Origin of the sequence: Prevotella sp. Rep29 (assembly GCF_019551475.1) — a bacterium.
GTDB lineage: Bacteria > Bacteroidota > Bacteroidia > Bacteroidales > Bacteroidaceae > Prevotella.
Genome location: NZ_CP047159.1, coordinates 2,169,654 through 2,196,306 on the forward strand (window position 1 = coordinate 2,169,654; position 26,653 = coordinate 2,196,306).

Consider the following 26,653-nt stretch of genomic DNA (forward strand, 5'->3'; position numbering starts at 1 on the left):
GTTCGCCATAATCCCCTGCCCCCCCCCCTTACCCCTCCCCTCAACGAAGGGAGGGGAATGTAGTTAGTGGTTCTCCTTCCACCAGGCGCTCCCCTCCCATCTTAGGGTGGGGTCATGTCAGACGTTTCTCAACGAAGAGAGAGGAATGTAGTTAGTGGCTCTCCTTCCGCCAGGCGCTCCCCTCAACGAAGAGAGGGGAGTGTAGTTTGTGGCTCTCCTTCCGTCAGGCGCTCCCCTCCCATCTCAGGGGAGGGGCAGGGGTGGGGTCACATTTCCCTTCAAATTCATCGAACTCACGTTATATATGGCACCGGGCGGATACACCGATCCGCCCCTACAGAAGGAATACAACTCTCCACGAATTATGATGACTGATTGGGAATCACCGCCTCTGACGGAATGAATATTTATGCGACAGGAGAATTTTGAAACTCGATTTTGCAACGTATTGATTATCAACAGCTTGAAAGGTGCTTTCTAAAAGTTCAACTTTTGCGTCCTAAAAGTTGAACTTTTAGGCGGTGAAAGTTGAACTTTTGGAAGCTCAAAGTTGAACTTTTGCAAAACCGTTTCGGAACTATTATTTTTATGCACTTTTACGGCGGTTTTTGCATATTCATGCGGACATCAAAAAGAGGGGCACTTCCGCCGGAAAATGCCCCTCTTTCTGATTCGCTTCTGCCCTATTTCACAACCACTTTGATTTCATCGAAGTAGTTCACGTTCGGCAAAGCTGAAAATGAATTCTCGCTTTGCACTCACTTAACCACGACTTTGATTTCATCGAAGTAGTTCACGTTCGGCAAAGCTGAAAATGAATTTTCGCTTTGCACTCACTTAACCACGACTTTCTTTCCATTCACGATATATACACCCTTCGTCGTCGGACGGCTGTTGAGCCGCACGCCGTTGATGGTGTACCACGTCTCGTTGCCGTCGGCGTGCATTTCGTCTGTATTGATGGTGCGTATTGCCGTCGTGTGCGAGGAGTTGATGAGCAGTTGGTCGTAGCTGCTGCCCTCCATCGTCGCATAAACCCGGAACGGAGCTGCCGTCGTATTGGCACCTGCTTTCAGGGCGCCCTTCGCACCGGCACTGCTGCCAGCCTTCATGAATTTATCGTTTCTGAGGACATACTTTCCGCTGACATCCGTATCGCCGCATACACCGTAGAGCGTCACCTGTCCGACGGTATGCGTGATGGCTGCGGGAACTACATCGAAGAATACGGTAGAAACTTTCTGGAAGGAAATGGTCTTTCCTGCCAACGTTTCCGGCACTGAGATGATGTAGGGGCGGTTTGCCGTGAAAGTGGCAATGTTTGTAAACGTCAGATTATTCCCCGACACGCTGCTCAGTTCCTGTATCCAGAAGTCTTTCCCCGTGTCAGCTTCGCTTGTGTGCCAAGTAAGCGCCTTGTTACCCGTGTCATCTCTCACCGCATTTGGAGCGAACGGCAAGGCTATCGTCGTCCAGCTGCCAGCCTCGTCGGCAGTGAATGTGCGTTTATAATAAACCTTTTTGGCTTGAAGTTGTTGCGGGATATAGTACGGATAGCCGTCATGCAGAGTCAACGTTCCCGTTCGTCCCAACGAATTCATCACGTTCTTTCCTTTCAGGCTTGTGGGCACGCTTTCCAGCAGGTAGATGGTATTCGGGTTGCTGTTCGGCGTGATGTTTGTGGTTCCTACTACACGCAGGTCGATGGCAACGACTGTCTCCGGCACGATAAACGCCCCGTCGGTTGCAGGAATACTCATCACATTTCCTTGCGCATCCCATGCTGTGGCTCCGTATTCCACATCGAACTGGTTGGTTGAGAGATACACATTGCTTGAGCCGTTCACGTGTGCTGCCTTTATCAGATATGTCTTACCCATCTGCGCATCGGTCAGAGCGAACTCCTGCTCCACCGTCACCGTCTCTCCTGCCGGCACGTCCACAACCTGCTTGTTGGTGGCTATGGCGGTGGTGGTATTGGTAGCGTCGTACAACTCCGTTATCAGCCGGTGGTGATAGTCGCCCGTTCCCGTATTGGTCAACGCCACTTTGAAGCGTATCGTCTTTCCATAGACGGCAGTCTTTTCCTCATTGGCATTGAGCAAGTCAATCGTCTTTGTCACATTTGTATTTGCAGCGCTGAGGTTCGTGTAGAAATATTCCCGCCTATAGTAGTCGGTCGAGAGGAAGAAAGCCTCGTTCTCCGTGAACGTTTCATCATCCACATAGATATTGACCTTATCCGAACTCTCTGCCGGAACGGCAACAATCTCTTCTCCCCAATCAGAGCCTCCTTCCTTGAACATATAGATGTATCCGTTGTATTCCTCCGTATTGTTCACGAAGTTGACAATCAGGTTTTTGTCGGTGAAACTGGTGTTGGTCACCTGGAAATCGCCCTGCGGATAGATTTTAAGGTTCAGTTTTGTGCCGTTGATGACTGCCTCGATATAGTTTTTGTCTGCCTGAGCAACTTTCACCCACTGGCTGGAACTACTGCGATAGACGACGGGCACAATCTGATAGGTGCCGTTTGACAAACCGGAGCCGAACTCGATAGTGAACTCCGATGGTCCCGCCGCGTACATGGACGTATTATAAACATAGATATTCTTACTGGTCAGCAGGCTGGAATATGTTCCGTTTTGATAGAGTGCCAAACCGACACTTTGAACATTATAAGTTCCACTCAACAGGCTAAACGGCACGGCTATTGTAATATTCGAGAAGTTCGCACTGGTGCTGGTACGGGTATATTCGCGCGTATTTTTGATGCTCTGTCTGCCCACAGATATCGTCTCATTCTGAGTGGGTACCGTCACCGCCGTCTTTGAAATACCGACAATTGCTGCCTGTCGCATCGAGAACTTTGAACCCGTAGAGCTTCCGCCGATTCCCTGTGAAGATGGATCGAGCAGTGACAGACGGTAATAGCCATCCATTGAACCGCCCCATCCCCAGTTGATGTGAAACATGCCGTCGGCGCGGCGCCCGTCACAAACGAAGGCGTGCCCCTCATTCGAGGAGGTACTGCCCGAGTAATACACCGGACGATTGTTCACAAGTTCGTTCGTAATCAGCGCATCCCATTCCTCAACCGAATAGCCGGCGCGGCTGACGTATTGCACGGAACTGGCATAGCCAAAATTGTTTTTCAGCGCACTGACCACATTATAGGAAACAGCGCCCGAACCGTTGGGATGATAGTTCATTCTGACCGCCGAACCGCAATATGCCATCAGCTTCGCAACTGCCGTACGGCTGGCTGACGACGAATAGCTGTTATAGATATCGGTCATGTTGCTCCAGTCGAACGTCGTAGCCTGTAACGTATCTACCTTTGCACCGCTGTCACAGGTGTATCCGTTAATCTTAGCGACTGTTCCTGTGGGCCACTTGTGGTAATACATGATCTGCGCCATCGCCGTAGCCACACAGCCTGTCACAGAGCGCCTTCCGCTGAGCATCGGACAGAGATTATAGTAGGGAGCACCTTGGTTCCACTGGCTCTTCAGCAGTGGTGCAACAACTGTGGTGGAAACCTGCTGCGGAGCAGTCTGCACACCCGTATAGCCGTTCTCTTCCATCCACTCCATCTCCTCGATATAGCCGTCGAGAAGATATTTCACATTCGAAGGAATGTTGTTCGCATCAAACGTGCCGTTATCTGCATAGCCCAGGATGGCTTCCGTGCGGTCGTCGCCGGAGACAATCACAAAACCTTGGCTATTCTCCAGATTGAAAACGTAATAGTACGAACTGGCTGCAGCCTGCGCCTTTCGCGGGGCTTTATGCGCTGCCGTCTTCGCTTTCACATTGATACCTGAACGGTTGTTGGCTTTCAAAAAAGCCATCGCCTTTTGCAGTGCCTGCTGCTCACTGACGTTGCCCGCAAAGGCAATCATCGTGAAGAGGAACAACACTGCAAGCGTGAAAATTCTTTTCATATCTTGTTCTTTTTAAATAATAGGTGACAAATGTACACAATTTTCTTCATATGCACGAATTTTCTATTACTTTTTTATCCGAAAAAGTAAAAAAAGTAAGAAACGGACAGGAGTGAGCAGTCAGAATGTCTTTCCCAAAGCGGCTCCCCACCCTGCCTCGTTGTACTAGATTTGCGAATCCGACAGAAATTCTTTTTTATCCCGAACACATCCGAAAATTTCGAACGTATCCGAAAATAATAGTTTTCGCTATTTTCGTCTTTTTAGGGTATTTTCGGAATACAAACAATCCACGTAATCAGCGAAATCTGCGGTTAATAAAACGCATAAATAAAGGAGGGAAGTTTTTCTGCACTCCCCTCCTTTTATTATGTAAATTGAGTCTATGTCAAATTACTTGCGAATCACTTTCTTACCGTTTTCAATCACGATACCCTTGTAGTCTTTGCCTACGCGCTGACCAGCGAGGTTGAATGTACCGCGCTTGATGCCTGTAACCTTTTCCTCTACAGTCACGCCGTTGATGCCTGCTGCATCACGGTCGCCCTGATAGATTTCGATAGGACCAGAATCGCCACCCTTATCGCTGAGGATGCGGATGGTTGCCTTGCGTCCCTCTACACCAGCTGGAAGCGGTTCTGCCTCTATAACAAATCCGTATTGATATATATAGTTACCAGCCGCACCTGCTTCTGGAACTTGTGACCAGTCATAGAGATCAACCTGCGACAGCCATGTTGGCAGCTCATCGATGTAATAGTTCTCAAATCCTTCCTCGCCAGTCCATGTTGACTCGATAGGCAATGTGCTGGAAAACTGTAAAGAAGCATAGTGAACAGTACCATCGGTGCCGCCACCTTCAGTCGTAGCGATATTACCTCCCTCTACAGGAGCCGTCATGTCAAAGAACAGAGGATCTACATCAACAACATCCCACATACCGTTCAGACCGCAGATAATATGGTCGATACGACCGCTCGTGAAGTTTCTCCAACCAGAACTATATACAGTTCCGTCTTCCTTCACATACTGGTATATCGTCGGGAAAGGACGCTCTTCCGGAACAGGATTTCTGTTAGGCTGTGTCCAGAGGAATCCCATATCGACACCTTCCTGTGCAAAGCCACTGACAACAACAACAAACGGCTCGGTCAGAATCACCGGCATCGGACTTCCGAAATCATCCACTTCATCGTTGAAAATGGTGAGACCGCCATAAGATGTGTCAATATTATCCTTGGTGAAAGTGAACGTTGCCAATTTCTCTCCGAGAGAGTTGACTGCAGAAGTCGGGTTACCCAATGTGGTAGGGTCCGGACTAGTATAGATCTCTGCCTTCATCGAAACACCGTCAGCAATGTAAGAACCACTGTTGGAAGCCACGCGGAAGAAGAGTTCCTTCAGATAGAACGGCTTTGCGGGTTTGTCGAAGAAGATGAAATACTTGTCCTTCGTCACGGTGATACTGTCTTTCGTTTCTGGATTAACCTCCACTTTCATTGCGTCGCCGCTACCGAAAGCATAGCCTCCATCAGAGAACTTTGCAGAATAGAATCCTGTATTCTTCAAATCCACATGGAGCAGCCCTGTAGCAATTGAGTCAGCAACTACGGCATAGCGATTGGCTGTAGCATTTCCCAGACGGAAGGTATCACAATCAGCAGCAGTAATCTGCGGCAGATACCACACATAATCACTCGGATAAAGGGAAAGATCATAGTTGTTGTCATCGTCCATACCCGATGTATAAGGATTACCTGCATTATTGAGCCATACAGACGTTGGTTTCACAGCTGCAGAACAACGGTTCATAAAGAGCGCACCCCACGCGGGAATATTCAAATAGGTAGCTCCCGTACTAAAGCTATAGTACGTTCCAATCGGACGAGAGTAGTAGCATCCGTTTGCAACGGACTTACGCGGCTTTGAAAACAGCGTTGCCTCCTTTTCGTTTGCAGCGCTTTCTGCTGACAAGACAGGCATCATTTTATGAGCGTCCTTGAGAGAGGACTTTTCAATCTTGCTCACTTGCTGTGCAAAACCCATCGATGCGACGAATAATGCAGCCATTAACAGTAAAGATTTCTTCATAATAGTAAAGTTTTAGTTAAACAATAAAAAATATATTATATTAAAGATTTTGCCATCTGCTTTTTTACAAGACGAACCAGATGTCTGGGTCTGAAGCACTTGTCAGACGGACTTTGTTCATGTTGAAGTTGTTGCCACCCTCAGGAGATACGACAAACTGCTGAGACAGGAGATTCATCAAATCTACCAGTGCGCTGAACTGCCCATAATTGGTTTCTGCAGCAGTATTTGCCGGACCGACATAGCCCAGTGTCACGTGGGTTGCATCGTCTTGCGTTCCTGTGAAGTTGAAGATGTCTGTTCGGTTACGCGGAGCCGTCGCTGCACGATAGACGATTCTGCACTTGAACGTCTCTTCTGATGAGTCGTACAAGAAGACTATATTGTTGAACGTAAATCTTTTGGTAGCATACTGCGTACTCAACTCAGTGATATACGTTTTCATCTTGTCAGACATAGAGGAAGATGCCGTCATCGTCCAGCTCTGTCCGTTCTCAACCATCTTGCGCAGGAAGAATCCTCCTGCATCTTCTCCAGAGATTGTATATTCAGCATTTTCTGTTCCACGGAACACATCTGCCTCCTCATCATAAACGAATTCCTGCTGCTGCACCTCGTCGCTCATGATATAGGTTTCACGGAAGCGGAAATAGTATTTTCCGTCTTTCTGCGTAAGGAGATATGGGTGAACTGTCGTCTCGGTGATTGCGTCGCCACCTACGGGATAGGTCTCAGGCATTCCCGAACTTACACTTTTCATATAATAGTGATATTCTCCCATGTTCAGCTGCGCAAAGTTCGGGAAGGTCGAGCCAAAGCAACGGTTCTTGAACTGCTCAAGGTCGGTGAGATAGGTCTCGAAATCCGTGTCATATGGCAAGCGGGTGAGACGGATATAAGTACCGCGTTTCTTTCCTTTAAGCATCACATACTCTCCGTCCTCTGGCACATTGACCATGACAAACTCATAGTCGCCTTCATATCCCGTACCTGTGGAAAGGAGTCCCGGGTCGGAGAAGGTGTGCAGCACATTGTTGTGGGAGTTGAACGAGAGCACCATGCCCTGGTCTGTAATCACCTCCCACAAAGAGGTGTCTTCAACATATTGATTACCACTGACTGAGTTTTTCATTCCGATGTTCACCGTTCCGTTATCGTTGAAACGGACAAGCATCAGGTAACCCAAGCCTTTCGGTGCGGTATAAGAAACAATGGGATAATACTCCATCGCCCAAGTCGTACCTTCAAGATATTCTGTATATTTCTTCTGCGTCTGCTGCAGGCGCTCTGCCGCAGTACTATCAAAGAGGTCTTTCTCTTCACCTACACATCCCGAAAAGAGCAGCGCCATGCAGAAAAGCAGTGACAATGACAATATTTTTTTCATATTCTGTTATTCTTTAAATTTAATCTATTAAACAAATATGCTCCAATCATCAAGGCATCAGTGCCTTATATTTCTCAACTTCTTGGCGTAATTCCTCCAACAGTGTCGTACCGTCAGCGCGAACATAGGTCAGCTTATTGACTGGCTTTCCTTCTTCGTCAAGCATCAGCTTGTCATTATCGTCATGCATATACTGACGACGCTGTACCTCATAGCGCACGGCATCCAGGTCGTAATTGAAACGCTCCATCAGCCATTCGCGGGTCATCTGCAACTTCTTCAGAATCACGTCACGTCCGTTTTCTTGATTGGTTTTATCAACAATGCTCAGATAGACGATGTTTCCTTCTGCATCAGGCACGGCATAGCCACTGGCATCGCGCTGGATATATTTACGCACGACCTGATAGGTGGCAACGACATCGCCACTGGTTGTTCCGTTCCGGTGCCAGTAGCCGACAGAGTCGCGATGGATTCCGGGCTTCAGTCTCCAAGTTGTAGGATCAGCATCAACGCTGGTTGTCCCATTCACGAAATAGCTTGCAAAACGCTCTGCCGGCACGTCGGTTGCCAATTCCCAGCTCTTCGTTGCACCATTCAACATGTTCTCCCATGTGACGGTATCTTTCACGATGTAGTTGGCAATCACTTCAACCCAGTCTTCACGTGCCTGAGAAGAGGCATACTTAGACACAAATCCCTGTCCCAACGCCACGGAGTCTGGCGTGTCTTGCCAGCCGGCGGTGTTGTAGAAGGTGTTTGAAATCAAGTCGAACTCTGTCGGACGATTCTCGTTCTGGTTGAGGATGTGTCCAAACTCATGGTGCATCGTCTTAAAGAAATACTCGTTGGTCATCTCCAGATTGTCGGGAGTCAGATTCTCTGCATTGTAAAGTGTAATCTTCAGACCACCTTCTGCCGTTCCCAGCGTTATCGTACCGGAAGTCGGGTTGTAGGCTGGTGAGCCAATCAAGTGAATCACGCGCGGACTATACTTCTTCAAGAATTGTTCGCCTACGATTTTCTTATATACGTCATACCAAAGATACTTGTTGAGCACAGCCAGGTTGACACTCTGCTCATAAGAACATGGAATCAGGTTATAGTCCATATCGGAACCGATATCCTGCAACTTGTACAGGTAGCGCAGGTTGTATGGCTCTTGGAAGTTTACTTTCAGGAACGTATCAAGCGGGAAAGTAAACACGGTTCTATCTAACGGATACTCTGTCGTATCAAAGATTGTAGCTCCCAAATCATCATCAGAGCATGATGCCACATTGAAAGACAACAGGGCTACTATGGAATAAATTATTAGCTTTTTCATGGTCTTCTATATTTATTTTTTTTGAACCTTATTATCTGCAGCAGTGGAGTTGTTTCCGTCACCCGGAGTAACTGTTTCCGGTTGAGAAGACTCCAAGCCTGCCATCAACACTTCCTGAGGAAGTTCTATCGCCCGACGTGGGTCATTCCATGCCAATCGGTATTCGATTGCATCAGGACCGAACGTATGCAAAATCTCCATTCCGAAACGCTTCAGGTCGAAGAAACGGAGTCCCATCCATGCTGTTTCATAACGACGCATGTCGTTGATACAGTTCATGTACACGGTCACATCAGAAGGGATAACGAAGCTGGAACTCATGTTTTGCGTGAAATCCCAGTTCAGGAACGTATTACTATGTTCGGGGTTGATATACCAGCTTTCGATGTTTGCCTTGGTCAGCGGGCGCAATCCTGTGGCTCTACTTGCCTTGGTCTTTTCCGAATATGACTGACGGCTTTCCTCATAAGCAATCAAATCCTCTACACAGCCGTCAATGTCATGATTTCCCAACAACTTTGCTTCTGCGCGGTTAAGCAACAGCTCTGAGCAAGTAAGTTCTCGGCGAATAATGTGTGCATAACCGATACCTGCCACCTTGTCTGAATATTCGAAGCGTTCGGCAATGCGTGAGCTCTTATATCCGTGGTCGCTGTTTCCATCCCAGAAATATCCGTCCGCAATACCTGCCGTGGGATACCAGTAATATGTCCAGTTGGGACCTAAGTGGCCATAGATGTCGCGGAGTGCATTTCCTGCCGTTGCGAAACGATATCCCACAGAGCGTCTCCACTGCAAGGAATAGGTGGCAACGAGCAACAGGTTGTTAGGCTCAGTTGGTCCCTGCCATATTTCGGCACGGTCCGTCACGGTCGTTGCATCATCAAAGCCTTCAAGATTCATCAGCATTGATGGAAGATTGGCTGTTCCTTCGCCCAAAACGGCATTGGCATGCTCTATCACTTTGTCATACTCGCGCTTGTAGAGATAGAAGCGGGCAGCAAAAGCGTGGGCGGCATTTATATTGAAATGCCATTTAGGTTTTGCATAGTAAACGTCGTTGATGCGCTCAAGACCTTTAAGCATATCTTCTTCTATCCGGTTGTAAGTCTCTGTCACGGTGCTACGGTCATAAGAAACCAATACGCGGTCTTCCGGCGTTGTCACATAAGGAACACCAAGGTCTTTCTGACTGGCAGCATCGTCCTTATAGGCTTGTGAGAAGATATTCACGAGGATAAAATGATGGTAGGCACGGGTCATGTATGCTTCCCCATACGCTGCTGTCATCTTTTTCGTCTCTACCCCACCGTTCTCTTCCTTGAGGCGATCCAGAATCTCAATGGCGTGGTTTGCTACGGCAATAGCCTTATATCCACGTTCCCAGATAGAAGACGGTGAATCATTACCTGTTGAAGATTTTACGGGTTCGAAACAATACAACTCCTCATCCATACGATTGTAAGAAGTAAGGTTGAAACGCACGTCAACCTGTGTTCCGTTACTTTGAGTTGCTCTATACGGTGCATTGATGTCTATTATATTATCGCTGGAAGCCTCGCATACCCAGCCATAGTTTCCTGTAGAGTAGGCCGTACCCAACAGCTGAAGAACCTGATCTTCGTTAATCAGCTCAACACGCTCGTCTGGAACTTTATCCAAGAAACTGTCGGTGCATGAGGACATCAACATTGCAATAGAACAACATGCTATAGTTACAAATCTAATCGCTTTCATATTTCTTTTCATTAATATATTTCAGATAAATCATTATTATATTCCAAGACGTAGTGTGAATGTAAACTGCTTAGCCATTGGTGTAGCCACACCACCTGAATTCACGAATTCAGGATCCTGACCATTCAACTTATCATCCGCATAGAGTAATAAGAGGTTGGTGCCATCCAACTTCAGGGAAGCATGGCTCAATCCCAGCTTGGTGACAAACGTACGAGGAACATCATAGGTAAGAGACACATTCTTCAGGCGAATAAATCCACCGTCAGCCACGCGGGCTGTAGAATAGTTGTATGCATTATAAGCGTATCCCAGATAGTTGATGCTACGATACTGGCGACGGCTTGCGATAGCGGGGATATCGGTGATATTCTCATCTCCCGACTGCACCCAACGGTTCTTAAATTCCTTCGGCATTGCTGACATGTCTGAATAAACAGAAGAGAATGTCGGTGCAAGACGCAATTTGTTTCCGAAAGAATAGGTCAGGAAGACGTTGAGACGCCAGTTCTTCCACTTCAAGGTGTTATTCAAACCACCGGTGATAGTTGGTTCTGTCGGACCTTCATATTTCAAGAAGTCCAGTTTCTCATATTCCTGGAAATAGATATCTGTCGTTGTCAGGTTTCCGTCTTGGTTGATGACAACCGGAATACCTTCGTCATTCAGCCCGACGAACGGAATTGAGAACAATGCCGACACGGGATATCCCTGACGGAAGTGGTTGCTGCTGGTTCCGCTGACAAGACTGATTACATTTGAACGCGACTTCAAATCGGAAATCTCATTTGCTGCATAAGAGAATGTCAAGTCGGTGTCCCATCGCCAATCATCCGTGCGGATGTTATGAGTTGACAAGGTTAACTCCACACCATGCGACTTCATCGTTGCCACGTTGGCAAGCTTGTCGATGAAACCTCCGGCTCCCTGTGTCTGGATATATCCAATCAAGTCGTAGTTGTTACGCCAGTAGATATCAAAGTTAAGATTGATACGGTTCTTCAAGAAACCTGCGTCGAAACCGATATTCAACTCATGTTTCTTTTCGTATGTCAATTCCGTATTGGCAATATTGCTCAGATAGATAACAGTCTCAATCTGGTCGCCCTGAGGTCTCCACGCATTGTCAGAATAATATATCGGCAAGGCGTTAGACACGCTGGAAGGTCCTCTGTCGGCTGTCAGAGAATAGGATGCTCTCAAGCCCAAATGTGAAACTGCTCCGTTGATGCGCTCCATCCATCTCTGGAAGAACGGCTCCTCATGCACGTTCCATGCACCGGAGATGTTCCATGTCGGCAACCAACGGGCGGTACGGGCGCGTCCCAGTTTGTTTGTTCCTTCGTAGCGATAGGTGAAGTTACCTGTATAGCGTCCTTTATACGAATAGCTTCCGCTGAAGAAATACGCAAGATTTCGTGTCCATGACTTTGAGAATGACGAAAGGACTGTTCCTTCCTCTTTTGCCTGCTTGAAGAACTCTGGTGTAATGGTAATCAGACGGGCAGAATTGTAGTCCACGCCATAATCTGAATGGTACATCCTGTCCTTATCTGTGCGGTTTGCCTCCATACCGGCAAACAGGTTCATGATATGCGTATCTTTCCACACCTTATTATATTGAACGGTTCCACGGAAGTCCAACTGGTCCACCATGTAATCATCACGTGTATAGATACCTCCCGTCGGCATCACTGAAATCGGCAGCGAGTTGGGTTTATCGGGGTCGGTATATAAATAGGTGTTGTTATATTGTATCGTCGGGTTACCCACACCTGCACGATAGGTCTCTGCCTGGTTACTTTCATTCAGGATGAAGTGTTCCTGTGAAGTCTTCTGAACGCGATATGCACCCAACAGACGGATTTCCAAGCCCATAATCGGTTTGTAGCTCAATTCGCCCTGGAACTTCATGTCTGCCACAGACAGGTCGATGTAGTTGTTGTCCAACTCCTTAAAGATGTTGAACGGCGCATAGTTACGTGTATAAATCTGAGCGGGGTCCAGTGTTCGGGATGTATTCATCGCATAGCTGAACGGGTTGATATCGAACGAACGGTTGACCGAACCACTCACCACGTCAGTAGAACGTGCCAAGGTTCCAGGTGCTTTCTGCTTACGATAAGAACCGTTGGTAAGGATTGAAACCGTCAACTTCTTTGAGAGGTTGAACGAAGCGTTCATGTTTGCCGTATAGCGGTTAACCTTCGAGTCCATAGTCCATCCTGGGTCAAGCATGGTCGAGATTGACGCATAAAGACTGGCTTTCTCGGTACCGGTTGAGATACTTGCAGAATGGTTCTGCACGATATTGTTCTTAAACAACAGGTCAAACCAGTCCGTGTTGCGGAATTCCGCTTCCTGCAAGTAAGCGTTCATCGCCGCATCTGTATAAGGAAGTCCATATTTTCCTGTCGTCTCATCATACTGCGCAATCAGGTTGTACATCTTTCCGTAAAGTCCGGAAGTGCTGCTGTTTGCCAACGTAGAGAATTCAAGCCATCCCTTGGCAGCCATTTCCTTATAGATACCCATCTGCTCCTGCGAGTTGGAGATGTTATACTCACCATAGTTGGGTTTCAGGCGGTATGTAAACTCACCTGTATAATTGATGGTGCTCTTACCTGCCTTACCGCGTTTTGTCGTGATAACAACCACACCCGCCATGGCGCGTGCACCGTAGATAGAGGTAGCTGAACCGTCTTTCAGAATCTGGAACGACTCGATGTCGTCGGCGCTCAAGCCGGCAATAGCATTTGAGATAAGCGTCACAGCATCTCCAGAAGACAAATCGTCGGCGTTCATATCCACCGCGTCTTCCTGAATCACGCCGTCAATCACCCACAGCGGTTTCGACGAACCGTAAATTGAAGTGGCACCACGCACGCGGATTTTCGGAGCTGTACCGAAAGTACCCGACACGTTCTGCACACTCACACCGGCAGCACGACCCTCCAATGCACGCGAGACGTCTGCGATACCATCAAGCTTCGTATTGTCAGCCGCAATCTTTGTCGTAGCACCGGTAAACAGACGTTTGTCCATCTTCTGCATACCCGTCACGACCACTTCCTCTACGAGCTGGGCGTCGGAAGTCAGCGTGATAACCATACCAGGCTTCGGCGTGACGGTCTGCGTCGTCATACCAATGTAGCTGATAACAAGTTTCTTACCTGCAGGAACCTCGATCGTAAAATGACCGTCAATGTCTGTTATGGCGCCTGCACCCGCTGCTCCCTGAACAGCAACTGAGGCGCCGATAATGGGTTCACCATCATCGCCCGACATGACCGTTCCCGTGATTTTTGTCTGCGCCAGCGCTGTTCCTATCAACAAGAACATACCGGCAAAAACCATAGTTAGTCTTTTCTTCATAACATTTCAATATTTTAAATTATTTTTCTTAATGTTTTAGTTAAGCCTGATGAATGACAACAAACGCCGTGTAGGAAAGCGATTTGGGCATTACCATGGCAATAAAAAGCGAGGACAAATTCGCCGAAAATCGGTACAAATATAAATATAAAGGAAGTAACTTCCAAATTTTTTTGGTTAAAACATTACTTTTTGGTACTTATTTTGCCCATTTTGCAAAATTTCGTTTGAAAACATTAACTTTTTGTCACCGTTTCAAACCTGATGGGACGTTTTTTCCCAGATGGAAAGATTGTCCGCATCTAAACAAAGCCGTAAAACGACTAAAAACATGCCCACAGGAAATGGTTTTTTGCAGTATTTTTCTATCTGCGTGCACGCTTGATATTTTTTCGTTGCGGGCAGCGTTCCGTTTTTTCATCCGCACTCCCATTCCTTCGCTGTTGTATATTTATACATAGGTGACAGTTCGGGAGGGCGATTTGCAAACCACTGTATTTCAGTACGTTAGGATGCGGTTTCCAAAAGTTCAACTTTTGCACGCTAAAAGTTGAACTTTTAGGAGGTGAAAGTTGAACTTTCAGGACGCAAAAGTTCAACTTTTGGAAAACGAAAGTTCAACCGTATATTTATACGCCCTTCTCCGTATGTTTATGCAGGTCACTCACCCCTTCCTAAAGGGAGGGATGAGGAAAGGGACGGGAATCTGTTTGACGGGACCCCACCCCAACCCCTCCCCTAAAATGGGATGGGAGCGCCTGACGGGAGGAAAGCCACTAACTTCACTTCCTCCCTTCGCCGAGGGAGGGGTTAGGGGTGGGGAGCATCTGCAAGCGGATTGATGTATCCGCCCGCAGAAAACAATCTGTGTAATCAGCGGAATCTGCGGTTAATAAGACTGCGAGTCGATATATCTATCGACACATTATTATATTATATATAAGACACTACCCTGCCTTTGGAACAAAAAAAAGCAAGGGGCATTCCATCACGGAAATGCCCCTTGCCATCGAGAGTTTATATGAATTATATGAAACACTATTACTTCTTCACGAGTCTGTCCGGATAAATCCATGACTGGATAATAGCGGTATAGGTTGCATACGTCTTAGCTGTTGTGTTGACAACGCTGAAACGATAGCAGGTATTGCCGCTTGAGAAGAACTCGTCGAAGGTCCATGTCAGCACGCCCGACTCCTCGTCGAGTGCCGACGTCGCACTCAGCGTGAAGGCGGTGTTTGAACGATAGATACTGCTTCCACTCAGATACCAGAGCAACAGGATGGCGTTCTCCGTAGTGGTAGTATTGTATGTCCAATTGCCTATCACCTCACGGTTGGAGAGTTGAATCTTCGCCCCGTTGAGTTCCATACTCGTCACGCTGATAGGAATTACGCCACCATCGAACTTCAGGGAGTAGGCTCCTTCGTCATCTCTCTGAAGCACGCAGTCTGCCGTTGAGGTTCCACTCGTTCCATAGTAAAGTGTGTACTCGCCAAGCACGTCCTTCTCATAGTCGTACTGCTGCACCTTGATGGTTCCCGGCTGTCCGCCCACCACGTAGTTGATGTATCCTGTACGGATCTTACCTGTGGTGTTTTCCTGCAGGGTAACGATCAGGCTGTCCTCTGTCAGTTCTGCGGTGAAGAAATCGCCTACCGTCTCAATCGTAGTTTCTGAATTGCTGCGATACTTATAGGCAAACCTGTTCGAGTTATCATCAGAGTTGATATCGCCACTGAGTCCTTCTACCTGGAAGATGAGTCCCATCTGCTGGACGGTCACTTCTTTGTAGTCGTCCTCGCTGGCATAGATTCTCACTCGGCAAACGCGCGAAGACTTCTCCGCATTCTGCTCTACAGTGACATAGATTGTATTGCCGCTATAGGTAGCCGAACACCAGTGGGCTGTTGTCTCCACCTTGTAGATACCGCTTGGGATGGACACGCTAATCGTTCCTTCTGCCGGAGCAGCTTGGAAGAAGACGTCCGTGCTATCAATGGTAACCTGCGACTCTTTTGCATACGGATTGGTCATCTCGTCGTCACTGCAAGAGAAGACAGCAAACGCGCAAACAAAAATACTGATTAAACTTATTAACTTTTTCATAACTATTTACGTTTTAGTCCATGCATTGCATAAATTAGTGCAGCTCCGTTGATGGCATAAGCTCCTTGCTCGCCAGAGAGAGAGATTTGTCCCACACGGGTCTTTCCGTTGAAGACATAGATGATGTAGGAATCTATCTTGTAACTGCCCCACTTACCATTGTCAATCCACTTGAACATCTGTTCTTCTTCATTCCAATAGGTCTTCATACCAGAAGCTATTGTTGTTGTATAGAGTCCGTAATGTACATAGCGAGAACCATTAGGTTGCACAGGTGAACGTCCTGCCAAAAGTACCACATGACCATTAGCCAGCGGTTCACCGATAAGCTGCGGCTGGAGTTCAAGGAAGTTTTCTGCCTTGTTATAATTCAGCGTGAGGTCATAGTTCGGATTCACACCTTTCATCAAATATACGCTGCGGTCAGCAACCGGAACAAGTTCTACGTCCATCGTTGAAATTACTTTCGTATCAGTTGTACTGCTGATATAGAACTCGTAGCTGCCTGCCCATTCGTCGTAGTTGATTACCCACTGTGGGAATGAGCCTTCCAGCGGATATTCCTTGCCATCCTCGTCAATAGCGGTATAGCTGTGGTCGTCAAAGTTGTATTTGAACTCACGTATCTTCACACCGCCAATGGTGATGGCACTATACAGACGGATTCCTTCGTCAGTATAGACAAACGCCTTCGTACTCAAGCCTGTAGCACCGCCCACGGCATATTCCATCTGACGGCTGGTCAGGAACTCACCTTCGAATGCCTCACCGTTGATGGTACCTGTGATGCAGGTGTAATAAGCATCCGTCGGGTCGAGATAAGCGCTCTCGAACTCGCTCCTTGCTGCCAGATATTCATCTGCCGGAACAGTCAGGCGATAGAGATAGTACTTGTTCTTCGAGCGTGCGCCATGCACCTTGATGACATCGTCTGTAATCTCATCAATCACATACTCGGTGTCACCGCCGTATGCCTGATAGCCGCTACCCGTTCCTTCAGCGAAATAGTGCATGATGGGGCTGTAGGTATCGAAAATCAAGATAGGTCCGTCTTCCGTTCCCAGTTTGTAATAACACTCGTCGGTACCCGACGGCGCATTCGTTCCGGGAAGCGGTTCCGCTGTAATCGTTGCGGTCATTTCATCGAATTTACAGATGAAAGCATACCCACCATACTCCTGCGTGTTCTTCGGGAATATCTCGAAGAGCCATCCGTACTCCGCACTTGTGAGCACATTCTTGGCTTTCTGCAGATACTCTTTCAGACGCTGCGAAGAAACCTCATCGAATTTGTCCTCCTGATTGTGCAGACACGACTGCATCATGAATGCCGGCAACAGGAGAAGCAGTGATAATATCAAATTCTTTTTCATATTCTTTCTCGTTTTTTAGTTTACGGTTAGGTCTGTCAAATCCACAGTACGGTTTGCCACGTCAGCTTCCCGGCGCAAAACGATGCTACGGAGGTCATCCATTTCAAATCCCCATGCATCACGCATATACTGCTTCACAATTTCAAGTTTAGCCTCAATAATGTCAGCACCTTCAGTTCCCGCTGTTTCCAGATAGCCATTCCAAGTGGTCTCGTCGTTGGTCACATAGATAGAGAACATCTCGGCGAAGTCCTCACCTGCACTATGCTGTGCATAACCGGAGATAAATCCTTTGGGACGGTACACCGATGCTGTGTTATTGGTGCCCTGGCTCCACTCACCGGCGATATAGTTGGATGCGGAAATCATTCTGAATTCAGGTGAATAGTCCTTCGTCTGATTCAGAATGTGGGTAAACTCGTGGAAGATGGTCTTCAGATAATAGTGGTTCAAGTTTGCACGCGTACGTGTGTACTGATCCACATGGTTCACACCTGCGAGGAAGATTTTCTTTCCACCTTCTGCCGTACCGAGCACGAACGTGTTGTTGTTACGATACTCCCAGTTGCCCACCATATAGATGAGTTTGGGGAAGTTGGCACGTGTAAACTCAACTCCACATGCTTCATCGAAAGCCTCCAGACAAGCATACTTCACGATATGTGCAAGTTTGATTGCCTGATTGTAGTCTGCGGGGATTACGTAGTAATTGTGGTCAGACTCAATATCCTCAAAGCGATACTTAACCTCGATATTATAGGTATCGATAAAGTTTGCTTTCAGCCAAAGGTCGAATGGGTTCTGGTCAACCTGGTCAACCATGATGACACTCTCCTTGCTGAGTTCGTCTTCTGAACAGGAAACCATGGTAAAGGCTCCCGCCAGCAACAGTAACGAATATATCAAATATTTTTTCATATCACATTATATTATTATAGTTACAGTGTAATAACTTAACGCGGATTCGGTGTAACACCGGCATCACGTGCCTGTTGTGGTATCTGAATCGCCTTACGCTCATCGTCAGAGGTCAGCACATCCACCAGCGTTCCGGGAACATGGCTTCTCATCATACGGCGCTTGATTTCGATACCAAAGCGCTTGATGTCGAACCAACGGTTGCCGCGGAACATGGTCTCGATGCGGCGCATGTTGAGCAGACACTGGAACATGGTCTCCTGTACGCTACCCTCAGCATCAATCTCAAATCCCTTCGGATTCAGGTGCTTCTTGATGGTTGAAACCATACCCGTCTGGTCTTCTTGCGTTTCCGTATAGCAATAGCCGACCTTATTGTAGAACTTCTGAATGGTATCTGTTGTCAGCACCAAATCTGATGTTGTCACATTGCGCATCCAGAGATTCATGTCTTCAAGAGCCTTGTCGTAGTTCTTCAGGTGGATGTAAGCCTCAGCACGTTCCAACAAGCAGTCGTCGGCAACAAACATCGGGAAGATGGTACGAGCATAACCTATACCTGCTACAGGGTCGGTGTATTGGAACAGATTCGGGCAGCGGAATGCCACGTTGTAACCAATGTCGTCACCACCGGGATAGTATCCCGTTCCGCCGTCAATGTAAGAACTATTTCCTGTTCCCCAGATATGCGTAGCACCGAATGTCTCATTACCATTGATGTATGAGCCGTGTGCGAAGTGCTTGTAGCTGTTATAGTTCGTGAACATTGAACCGAGGCGCGAATAGCAAGCTGACAGGAGCAGGTTACAATTGTGGTCTGACGACACATATTGAACCGGACGTCCATACCTTGACTTCTCATAGGTTGCATACGTTACCCAGTCGCGCAACATCGCCTTTGGCACATCGCCTAAACAAAGATTAGCATACTTGATGCACTCTTCCCACTTACCATAATAGAGGAAGAAACGGGAAGCGAATGCGTAGGCTGCTTTCTTGTTGAAGTGATACTTCGGAACATCGTAATGAGAATCACCCAACAATGGAAGTCCTTCCAACAGGTCGGCTTCAATCTTCTCATATACTTCCTGCAAGTTGCCACGGTCATTCACCGTACCAACTTTTGTAGCAGTCCCATACTGATAGTAAACGCCCAGGTCGGTTCCTGCCGTTTTTGGAGCATACACCTTACAGAAGATATTGGCAAGCATGAAGTGTGCGTAAGCACGGCACACGAGCGCCTCACCCTTGCATTCTTCCAACAATGTAGTGGTCGGTCCACCGAGGTCTTCAATTCCCTGCAGTGCGAAATTAGCATGCACTGCCATTTTGTAATAATCAGTCCACAAAGAGTTTGGACCCTCATTGAAGGTTTCCGTAATGTCCTCCCAGTGACCCAGTTCCATGAACCATCTGTTTCCGGAACCGAGGGTGTTGTTGAATTCATCCACATTGTCTGACGAGTACTCTGTCAACACTGCATACTCGTGAGTCGGGTATGCGCCAACAAGAATTCCCTTCACTTTCTCCTCATTGTCGATGGTCGTACGGTTGTCCGGCATCGTGTCGAGGAAGTGGTCGCATGAGGTCATTGCCAGTCCTGCAACCGCCAATAGGGCGGAATAGATTATATTTCTTGTTTTCATATCTGTATCTGTTTTTTAGATTCCTAATCTCAGTGTAAGTGTAAACTGCTTGGGAACAGGAGCGGCAACACCACCAGTGTTGAAGAACTCAGGATCCTGACCGTTCAGTTTCTTGTCAGCATAAATCAGGAAGAGGTTCGTAGCCTGCAACTTCAGTGAGCAGTTGTACAGACCGAGCGGCTGTATCAGCGTCTTCGGGAAGTCGTAAGCCAAAGAGATTTCCTTCATACGGATGAAGTCGCCCTTCGCCGTGCGCACGCTTGAGTAGTTGTAAGCGTTGTAAGCATAGCTCAGGCTGGTGTTGTTCCAGTTCTGACGGCGCGAAGCTATCACAGGAACATCTGTAATGTTTTCGTCACCAGGAACTGTCCAGCGGTTGCGGAACTCCTTCGGTGTAGAAACCAAGTCGTTGTAGCTGCGTCTGAACACTGCATCCAGACGGATGGCGTTTCCGAACGAATAGGTCATAAAGACATTCAGCGTCAAGCCTTTGTACTTGAAGATGTTACCGAACGAACCGGTATCTGTCGGGTCGGTTGGACCTTCATAATCCAAGAAAGCAAGTTTGTCTTGGTCGGTAAGCTGGAAGTTCAGACCTGTCACCGTCACCTCACCATCTTCGTTGAGGAAGGTTGGCAGACCTTCGTAGTTCAGACCCATGAACGGAACGGAGAACAGTGCACGTACGGGGTAGCCCTCGCGTGCAAAACCGCTACCGGTCAGGAAGGCATACATACGGGTTGTTGTCTTCAGCTTCGTCACTTTATTGTGCGTATGAGAATAGATGAAGCTGGAGGTCCAGGTGAAGTCTTTCGTCTTGATATTGGTGGTTGAGAGACTGAGCTCGATACCGTTCGACTTCATCTCAGCAATATTTGCATATTTAGTCAACGAACCGTCAGTACCATCCACGTCGCCACGGCCGATGAGGTCATAGTTGTTACGGGTGTACCAGTCGAAGGTGAAGTTGATGCGGTTTCTCAAGAATCCTGCCTCAAAACCGAGGTTCAGCTCGTGCTTCTTCTCGTAGGTCAGGTCGGGGTTAGCTGTGCTGGACACATACAAACCAGACTCACTGTCTTTTGTAGAATAACGCCACGGCGTTGTGCTGCGGATAATCGCCTCTGCGTTGGTCACTGCCGGGCGGTCACCTGTCAGCGAGTAAGAGGCTTTCAGCGTCAAGTGAGAAAGTGCAGGTTGAAGTTTCTCAAACCAAGTTTCCTCATGCGCATTCCATGCGGCAGAAACGTTCCATGTCGGCATCCAGCGGCTGCTACGCGCCTTACCCAGACCGTTCGTACCTTCGTAACGATAGGTTCCGTTGATGGTGTAACGTCCTTTATAAGAATAGGTGGCGTTAGCAAAGAATGCTGCGCTGCGCGAGTGGCGGTTGCTCATGGTATAATAGTCTGTACCATCTTCCTGTCCCATTTTGAACACGCGGTAGTCGTAGTTGGCAATTTCACCCATGCTGTACTGCATACCCCAACCGCGCCACCAAGTAGAGTGACGGTCGTAAGAGTTGGTTTCCAGACCACCATAGAAGTTGACAATGTGAATATCGTTGTAAACATCGTTATACTGTGCCGATGCACGGAAATCCCAACCGAACATACGGTTGTCGGTGCGGTTGAAGATACCTCCATAAGGAAGCACTGACACTGGCAGGGCATATTGATTGTCCGGGTCTGAATAGAGACGGGAGTTACTGTCGCGGATAGTCGCTGTATCCATTGCGCGGAATGCCATTGCCTGGTTGGAGTCATCTCTGATGTAGTGCTCTTGAGAGGTTGTTGAATACTTCGCTGCTGCGAGCACACTCAGTTCCACTTTCGTGATGGGCTTATAGTTCAAACGAGCCTGCACACGGATGTCAGCCACGTTCAGGTCCATGTAGTTGTTGTCCAACTCATGAAGGATGTTGAACGGAGCATAGTTACGCTTGTAGAACGTATGCGGGTCAAGGGCACGAGAGGTACTCAACGCGTAAGAATACGGGTTGATATCGAACTCACGAGACACTTCACCGGTTACTACGTTGGTAGAAGAACCCAGCGTTCCGGGAGCGCGCTGCTTACGATAGGAAGCGTTGCTGATGAGGTTCACAGAAACCTTCTTCGAAATGTTGAACGTAGAGTTCATGTTTGCTGTGTAACGCTGCACCTTGCTCTGAAGTGTCCAGCCCGGGTCGAACATTGCACTCAGAGAAGCATAGTACTGAGCCTTGTCCGTACCGGCAGAAACGCTGACAGAGTGGTTGTGCATGATGGAAGTCTTGAACAACTCGTCGAACCAGTCGGTGTTGCGGTACTCCGCATCACGCAGGTAAGCAGCCTTTGCCTCTGGCGTGTTAGGAAGACCAAACTGACCGCTCGTAGCGTCATATTGGCTCAACAACTCATACATCTTACCATATACACCGCTTGAAGAAGCGTTCGCCGTACCGGCATAGAGCAAGTAACCCTTCTGCTGCAACTCCTGATAGATAGACATCTGGTCCTGAGAGTTCATGATGTTGAATGTCGAATAACTCGGAATCAGTCGCAAGGTATATTCACCCGTATAGCTGATACGGGCTGTACCTGCCTGACCTTTCTTCGTCGTCACAACAATCACACCTGCCATGGCGCGTGCACCGTAGATAGAAGTAGCTGAACCGTCCTTCAGAATCTGGAACGACTCGATGTCGTCGGCGTTCAGACCTGCGATAGCAGAAGAAATCAACGTCTCGGCATCACCAGACGACAGCGCGTCGGCATCCACGTCGATGACATCTTCCTGAATCACACCGTCAACCACCCACAGCGGTTTCGACGAACCGTAAATTGAAGTGGCACCACGCACGCGGATTTTCGGAGCTGTACCGAAAGTACCCGACACGTTCTGCACACTCACACCGGCAGCACGACCTTCGAGCGAACGGCTGATATCAGCCATACCATCGATCTTTGCTTCCTTGGCGTCCACTTTCGTCGTAGAACCCGTGAACAGACGCTTGTCCATCTTCTGCATACCCGTCACGACCACTTCTTCAACGAGTTGGGCATCCGAAGTCAACGTGACCACCATGCCAGCCTTCGGCGTAACGGTCTGTGTCGTCATACCGATGTAGCTGATTACCAATTTCTTACCAGCAGGTACGTCAATCGTGAAGTGTCCGTCAATGTCGGTAATAGCACCGGCACCCGTAGCTCCCTGAACAACGACAGAAGCACCGATAATCGGTTCTCCGTCATCACCTGAAATGACAGTACCTGTGATCTTCGTCTGAGCCAGAGCTGTACCCATTAAGAGGAACAGGCTGACCGCAATCATAGTTAGTCTTTTCTTCATAGAGATTTTAAATAAAGTTATTAATACATAATGTCTAATTCTCGAAATATTTGATTGCAAAAATATATAAAAAAGGATGGTTATACAAACACTTTGTTCTAATTGGGACAACCTTTCCTACATTCTTGCGTTTTTGGGATAATCTGTCTATTGATTTTAACATTTCACCCTCTTTTTATCCCTAAAACAACTCTTTTTTGAAAGGAATTTCACGTTTCGTTACACATTATTGCAGTTTTTACACATTAACGACTCCCCATTTGAAGAGCAAAATGTTGACATTCAACTCATTTGGGATTATCTGTACCTGTCTGTGTCCTGATGCAAGGGGAATTTATTTTGATATTCCATTAAATTATTGTATTTTTGCAAACGTATGAAAACAAAACTGTCATTCCTGTTCGTAACACTACTCGCCCTTTGCGCATGTTCAGAGCAACGTGTGAAGACGAATGCCGTGTATTATTGGAGCACGACGTTCAGGAATGACAGCGTGCAAGAAGCGTTCTTACACGAGCACAAGATTAAAAAGATGTATCTGCGCTTCTTCGATGTGGTTGTAAACGAACGAGGTGAGGTAATGCCCAATGCGACAGTCCGCTTTGCATCGCCCGCCCCCATCGGAGTGGAAATTATTCCTGTCGTCTATATTGTGAACGACTGCCTATACCAGCCTATTGACAAGCTGGACTCGCTGATTTTGCAACGTGTTACCCAGATGTGTGAAACAAACGACATCAGCCCGCTCCGCGAGTTACAGATTGATTGCGACTGGACTGCCCGCTCACGCGAACGCTATATGAATCTGCTCACTAAACTGAGGAAGCGGGCAAAAAAACAGGGCATAGCCCTTTCGGCAACAATCCGCCTCCACCAGTTAGGAGAAGCGCCACCGCCTGTTGACCGAGGCATCCTGATGATGTATAACACGGGCGATGTGACCCGCCTCGACTGTGAGCACCCTATTCTTGACCTCAAGGATGCCGCCCCGTATCTGCGAAAGCTGTCTGCTTATCGCTTGCCATTAGCTGCCGCTTACCCGGTGTATGCGTGGCGGGTGTTGTTCAGAGGAGGGAAGTATGTGGGCATCATGCACAGCGATGATGAGTTGCCCACGACAGAAGGTGACAGCATCGTCGTCAGGGAGCCGACCCTTGAAATGGTCATGAAGACCAAAGAGGCTATTGGAAAGGAAAAGTCAGAAATCAACGATGAAATCGTGCTTTTTGACATCAGTAACGAGAATATTGAACGAATAAAAAGATACCATTATGAAAAGATTTTTAATCCTTAGCCTAAGTGCTGTCTTTTTCTTTGCCGACACCTGGGCTTGCTTTTCTGAACGCTCCACATATAATTATTATATGTTCAGCGTGTTCCGTCGCGAAGCGATGAACGACCGGTTCACCAACCAACTGGATGCCTATTGGCAGCAATACAGCAATGGCGAAGTCACCAACTATCAGTGGAACGGTGACCGCATCATGCAGATTGCAAACGACAATGGCGACAAAGAGATGGTTGCCTATCTCACCCAACTGAATGAGTATCTGGAGATTAGCGACCAACTGAAAGAAACATGGTCGTATCCCACCAAAGCTGAGTTGGCGCAACGCAAGACCAACCTCCAGAAGATGATTCAACAATCCAAGAGCTATAAGGGCACCCGGCTGGCTGACCAGTGGCTGCTGCTACGGATGCGCGCCAACATGGTTCTCGGGCAGAATCAGGAAAACATCAGCCTCTGGAACAGCAAAGGCTCTAAACTACGCAAGAGCGTTTACCGCGACATGATGCAGAACATCTATGCCGGCGCTTTGCTGCGGACGGGAAAACGCAAACAGGCATGCGACATCTATGCCGAGCAGGGAGACATGGTCAGCATCAAGTGGGCGATGCGCAAACACCGAAATTTGGCAGGCATCAAGAATGTGTATGACGAAGATCCCAATTCGCCCATACTGAACTTCCTGATTCAAGACTTCGTCAACAATGCACAAGAGACCATGGACAGCGATGAGGACTGGCTCTCAACCATCGATGCCCGACCCATAAAACGTGCAGAAATTGCCGATTTCATCGAGTTTTCGAACCAAGTCGTACGCAGTGGCAAGACACAGTCGCCCGCCCTTTGGAAAGCTGCAGTCGGCGAACTGCAATACCTCAGCGGACAGCAGGAAGCAGCGATGAAGAGCCTGGAAGAGGCAATGAAGATGAACGGCACACAGCGCATGAAGGACAACGCCCGCGCCATTCGTGCCATAGCGTCTGTGAGAGGCAGCAAAACGGATGCAAACTATGAGCGCTTTATCGTCAATGAAATGAAATGGCTGATTGCGAAAATCAAGGAAGAGGGCATTCAAGACAGCTATTCGGGCAATCACTATACCGACATGCTGGAACGCTTGGTGTACAACAATCTTGTCCCGAAATACTACAAGGAGAATAAAGTGGAGGTAGCTACGGCACTGACTGCCGTCATGGACAACCGCGAAAAGCTGTATGGACTGCCCGAAACGCCTGAGGAGCGCAGCAGCTGGAACCCCAACTACTCATGGAGTGAGTACTACTGCAACCTGGACACGTTGCGGGCAGAGGAACTGGTCAGATATTTCGAGTGGACCGGCAAGAGTGCGAAGGGCGAAATGGAGAAATTCCTCAAGAGACAGATTGTCACCAACAAGGACTTTTTCAACGATTTCATCGGCACTCGTTACATGGCTGAGGGCAATTTCAAACAGGCGATGACCTATTTGAAAAAGGTTCCGTTCAGTTTTATGGAGGCACAAAACATCAGTTATTATCTCGCACATCGGAGATACACCACGCCCCGATGGTTCGTCAAACAGGCTGAAAGCGAGAAGGGGCAGACGGAAGGTCCGTTCTTGGCGACACTCACTTCCAATCAGAAACTCCTGTTCTGTCAGGATATCATAAAGAAGGAAGAACAGTTCAAACGGGCAAAGGGTGAGAAGCGCGAACAACTTGCCTACGAACTTGCCACGGGCTATTACCAGGCATCTTATCTGGGTGAATGCTGGTACCTCACGCATTATGGGCAGAGCGTCAACGACACGGTGCGCGCAGGAGAGATGGATTTCGTGAGCAAAGCCATCGACTATCTGAAAGTCAGCAAGCAGAGCCGAAATGTGCAAATGCGGGCAAACAGCCTCTACGCCTTGTCGTTTATCCCATTAGACCCGTGGATCAAAGAAGAATATGACTACGCGACCCACACCTGGTTCAATATTCCTCTCCGCACATCCAGACAGTATCTTGCGCTGGATGAGCTCAGCAGATTCGCGGCTCAACACGCCAAGCAGATGGATGGACATATCACGAAATGCGACGTACTGAAACGATTCAGGAAATATAACTGACAAAAACCACTAATTTTTTCACTTAAGACT

Annotated in this window: 13 protein-coding genes; 2 read left to right on the forward strand and 11 right to left on the reverse strand. The window is 47.9% G+C overall.

Going from position 1 to position 26,653, the window contains the following annotated elements:
- Positions 1-833: 833 nt before the first annotated feature.
- From GRF55_RS09255 to GRF55_RS09305, 11 genes are all read right to left on the reverse strand, one after another.
- Positions 834-3,947, reverse strand: coding sequence for a C10 family peptidase (locus GRF55_RS09255; protein WP_220368131.1), 3,114 nt, complete (start codon positions 3,945-3,947; stop codon positions 834-836).
- Positions 3,948-4,340: 393 nt separating this feature from the next.
- Positions 4,341-6,038, reverse strand: coding sequence for a hypothetical protein (locus tag GRF55_RS09260; protein ID WP_220369716.1), 1,698 nt, complete (start codon positions 6,036-6,038; stop codon positions 4,341-4,343).
- 64 nt (positions 6,039-6,102) lie between these two features.
- Positions 6,103-7,425 (reverse strand): DUF4302 domain-containing protein, encoded by a 1,323-nt coding sequence (locus GRF55_RS09265; protein WP_220368132.1) that lies wholly within the window; start codon positions 7,423-7,425, stop codon positions 6,103-6,105.
- Positions 7,426-7,474: 49 nt separating this feature from the next.
- Positions 7,475-8,752 (reverse strand): substrate import-associated zinc metallohydrolase lipoprotein, encoded by a 1,278-nt coding sequence (locus tag GRF55_RS09270; RefSeq protein WP_220368133.1) that lies wholly within the window; start codon positions 8,750-8,752, stop codon positions 7,475-7,477.
- A 12-nt stretch (positions 8,753-8,764) separates the two neighbouring features.
- Positions 8,765-10,489 carry a RagB/SusD family nutrient uptake outer membrane protein gene (locus GRF55_RS09275; protein WP_220368134.1) on the reverse strand — a complete coding sequence of 575 codons (1,725 nt, stop codon included), beginning with the start codon at positions 10,487-10,489 and terminating at the stop codon, positions 8,765-8,767.
- Between the two features lie 36 nt (positions 10,490-10,525).
- Positions 10,526-13,864, reverse strand: coding sequence for a SusC/RagA family TonB-linked outer membrane protein (locus GRF55_RS09280; RefSeq protein ID WP_220368135.1), 3,339 nt, complete (start codon positions 13,862-13,864; stop codon positions 10,526-10,528).
- Positions 13,865-14,905: 1,041 nt separating this feature from the next.
- The gene (locus GRF55_RS09285; protein ID WP_220368136.1) at positions 14,906-15,973 is read right to left on the reverse strand and encodes a BACON domain-containing protein; all 1,068 of its coding nucleotides are present in this window, start codon (positions 15,971-15,973) and stop codon (positions 14,906-14,908) included.
- A gap of 2 nt (positions 15,974-15,975) precedes the next feature.
- The gene (locus tag GRF55_RS09290; protein WP_220368137.1) at positions 15,976-17,346 is read right to left on the reverse strand and encodes a DUF4302 domain-containing protein; all 1,371 of its coding nucleotides are present in this window, start codon (positions 17,344-17,346) and stop codon (positions 15,976-15,978) included.
- 15 nt (positions 17,347-17,361) lie between these two features.
- The gene (locus GRF55_RS09295; protein WP_220368138.1) at positions 17,362-18,264 is read right to left on the reverse strand and encodes a putative zinc-binding metallopeptidase; all 903 of its coding nucleotides are present in this window, start codon (positions 18,262-18,264) and stop codon (positions 17,362-17,364) included.
- Positions 18,265-18,299: 35 nt separating this feature from the next.
- Positions 18,300-19,910 carry a RagB/SusD family nutrient uptake outer membrane protein gene (locus tag GRF55_RS09300; protein WP_220368139.1) on the reverse strand — a complete coding sequence of 537 codons (1,611 nt, stop codon included), beginning with the start codon at positions 19,908-19,910 and terminating at the stop codon, positions 18,300-18,302.
- Positions 19,911-19,925: 15 nt separating this feature from the next.
- Positions 19,926-23,243, reverse strand: a complete 3,318-nt coding sequence (locus GRF55_RS09305) for a SusC/RagA family TonB-linked outer membrane protein (protein ID WP_220368140.1) — start codon at positions 23,241-23,243, stop codon at positions 19,926-19,928.
- Positions 23,244-23,619: 376 nt separating this feature from the next.
- Here GRF55_RS09305 and GRF55_RS09310 point away from each other — a divergent pair, with 376 nt between their 5' ends.
- Together GRF55_RS09310 and GRF55_RS09315 are read left to right on the forward strand one after the other, a co-directional pair.
- Positions 23,620-24,537, forward strand: coding sequence for a hypothetical protein (locus GRF55_RS09310; RefSeq protein ID WP_220368141.1), 918 nt, complete (start codon positions 23,620-23,622; stop codon positions 24,535-24,537).
- On the forward strand, positions 24,515-26,623 hold the full coding sequence (locus tag GRF55_RS09315; protein ID WP_220368142.1) for a hypothetical protein: 2,109 nt from the start codon (positions 24,515-24,517) through the stop codon (positions 26,621-26,623). Before GRF55_RS09310 ends, GRF55_RS09315 begins: the two co-directional genes overlap by 23 nt.
- Positions 26,624-26,653: the final 30 nt, after the last annotated feature.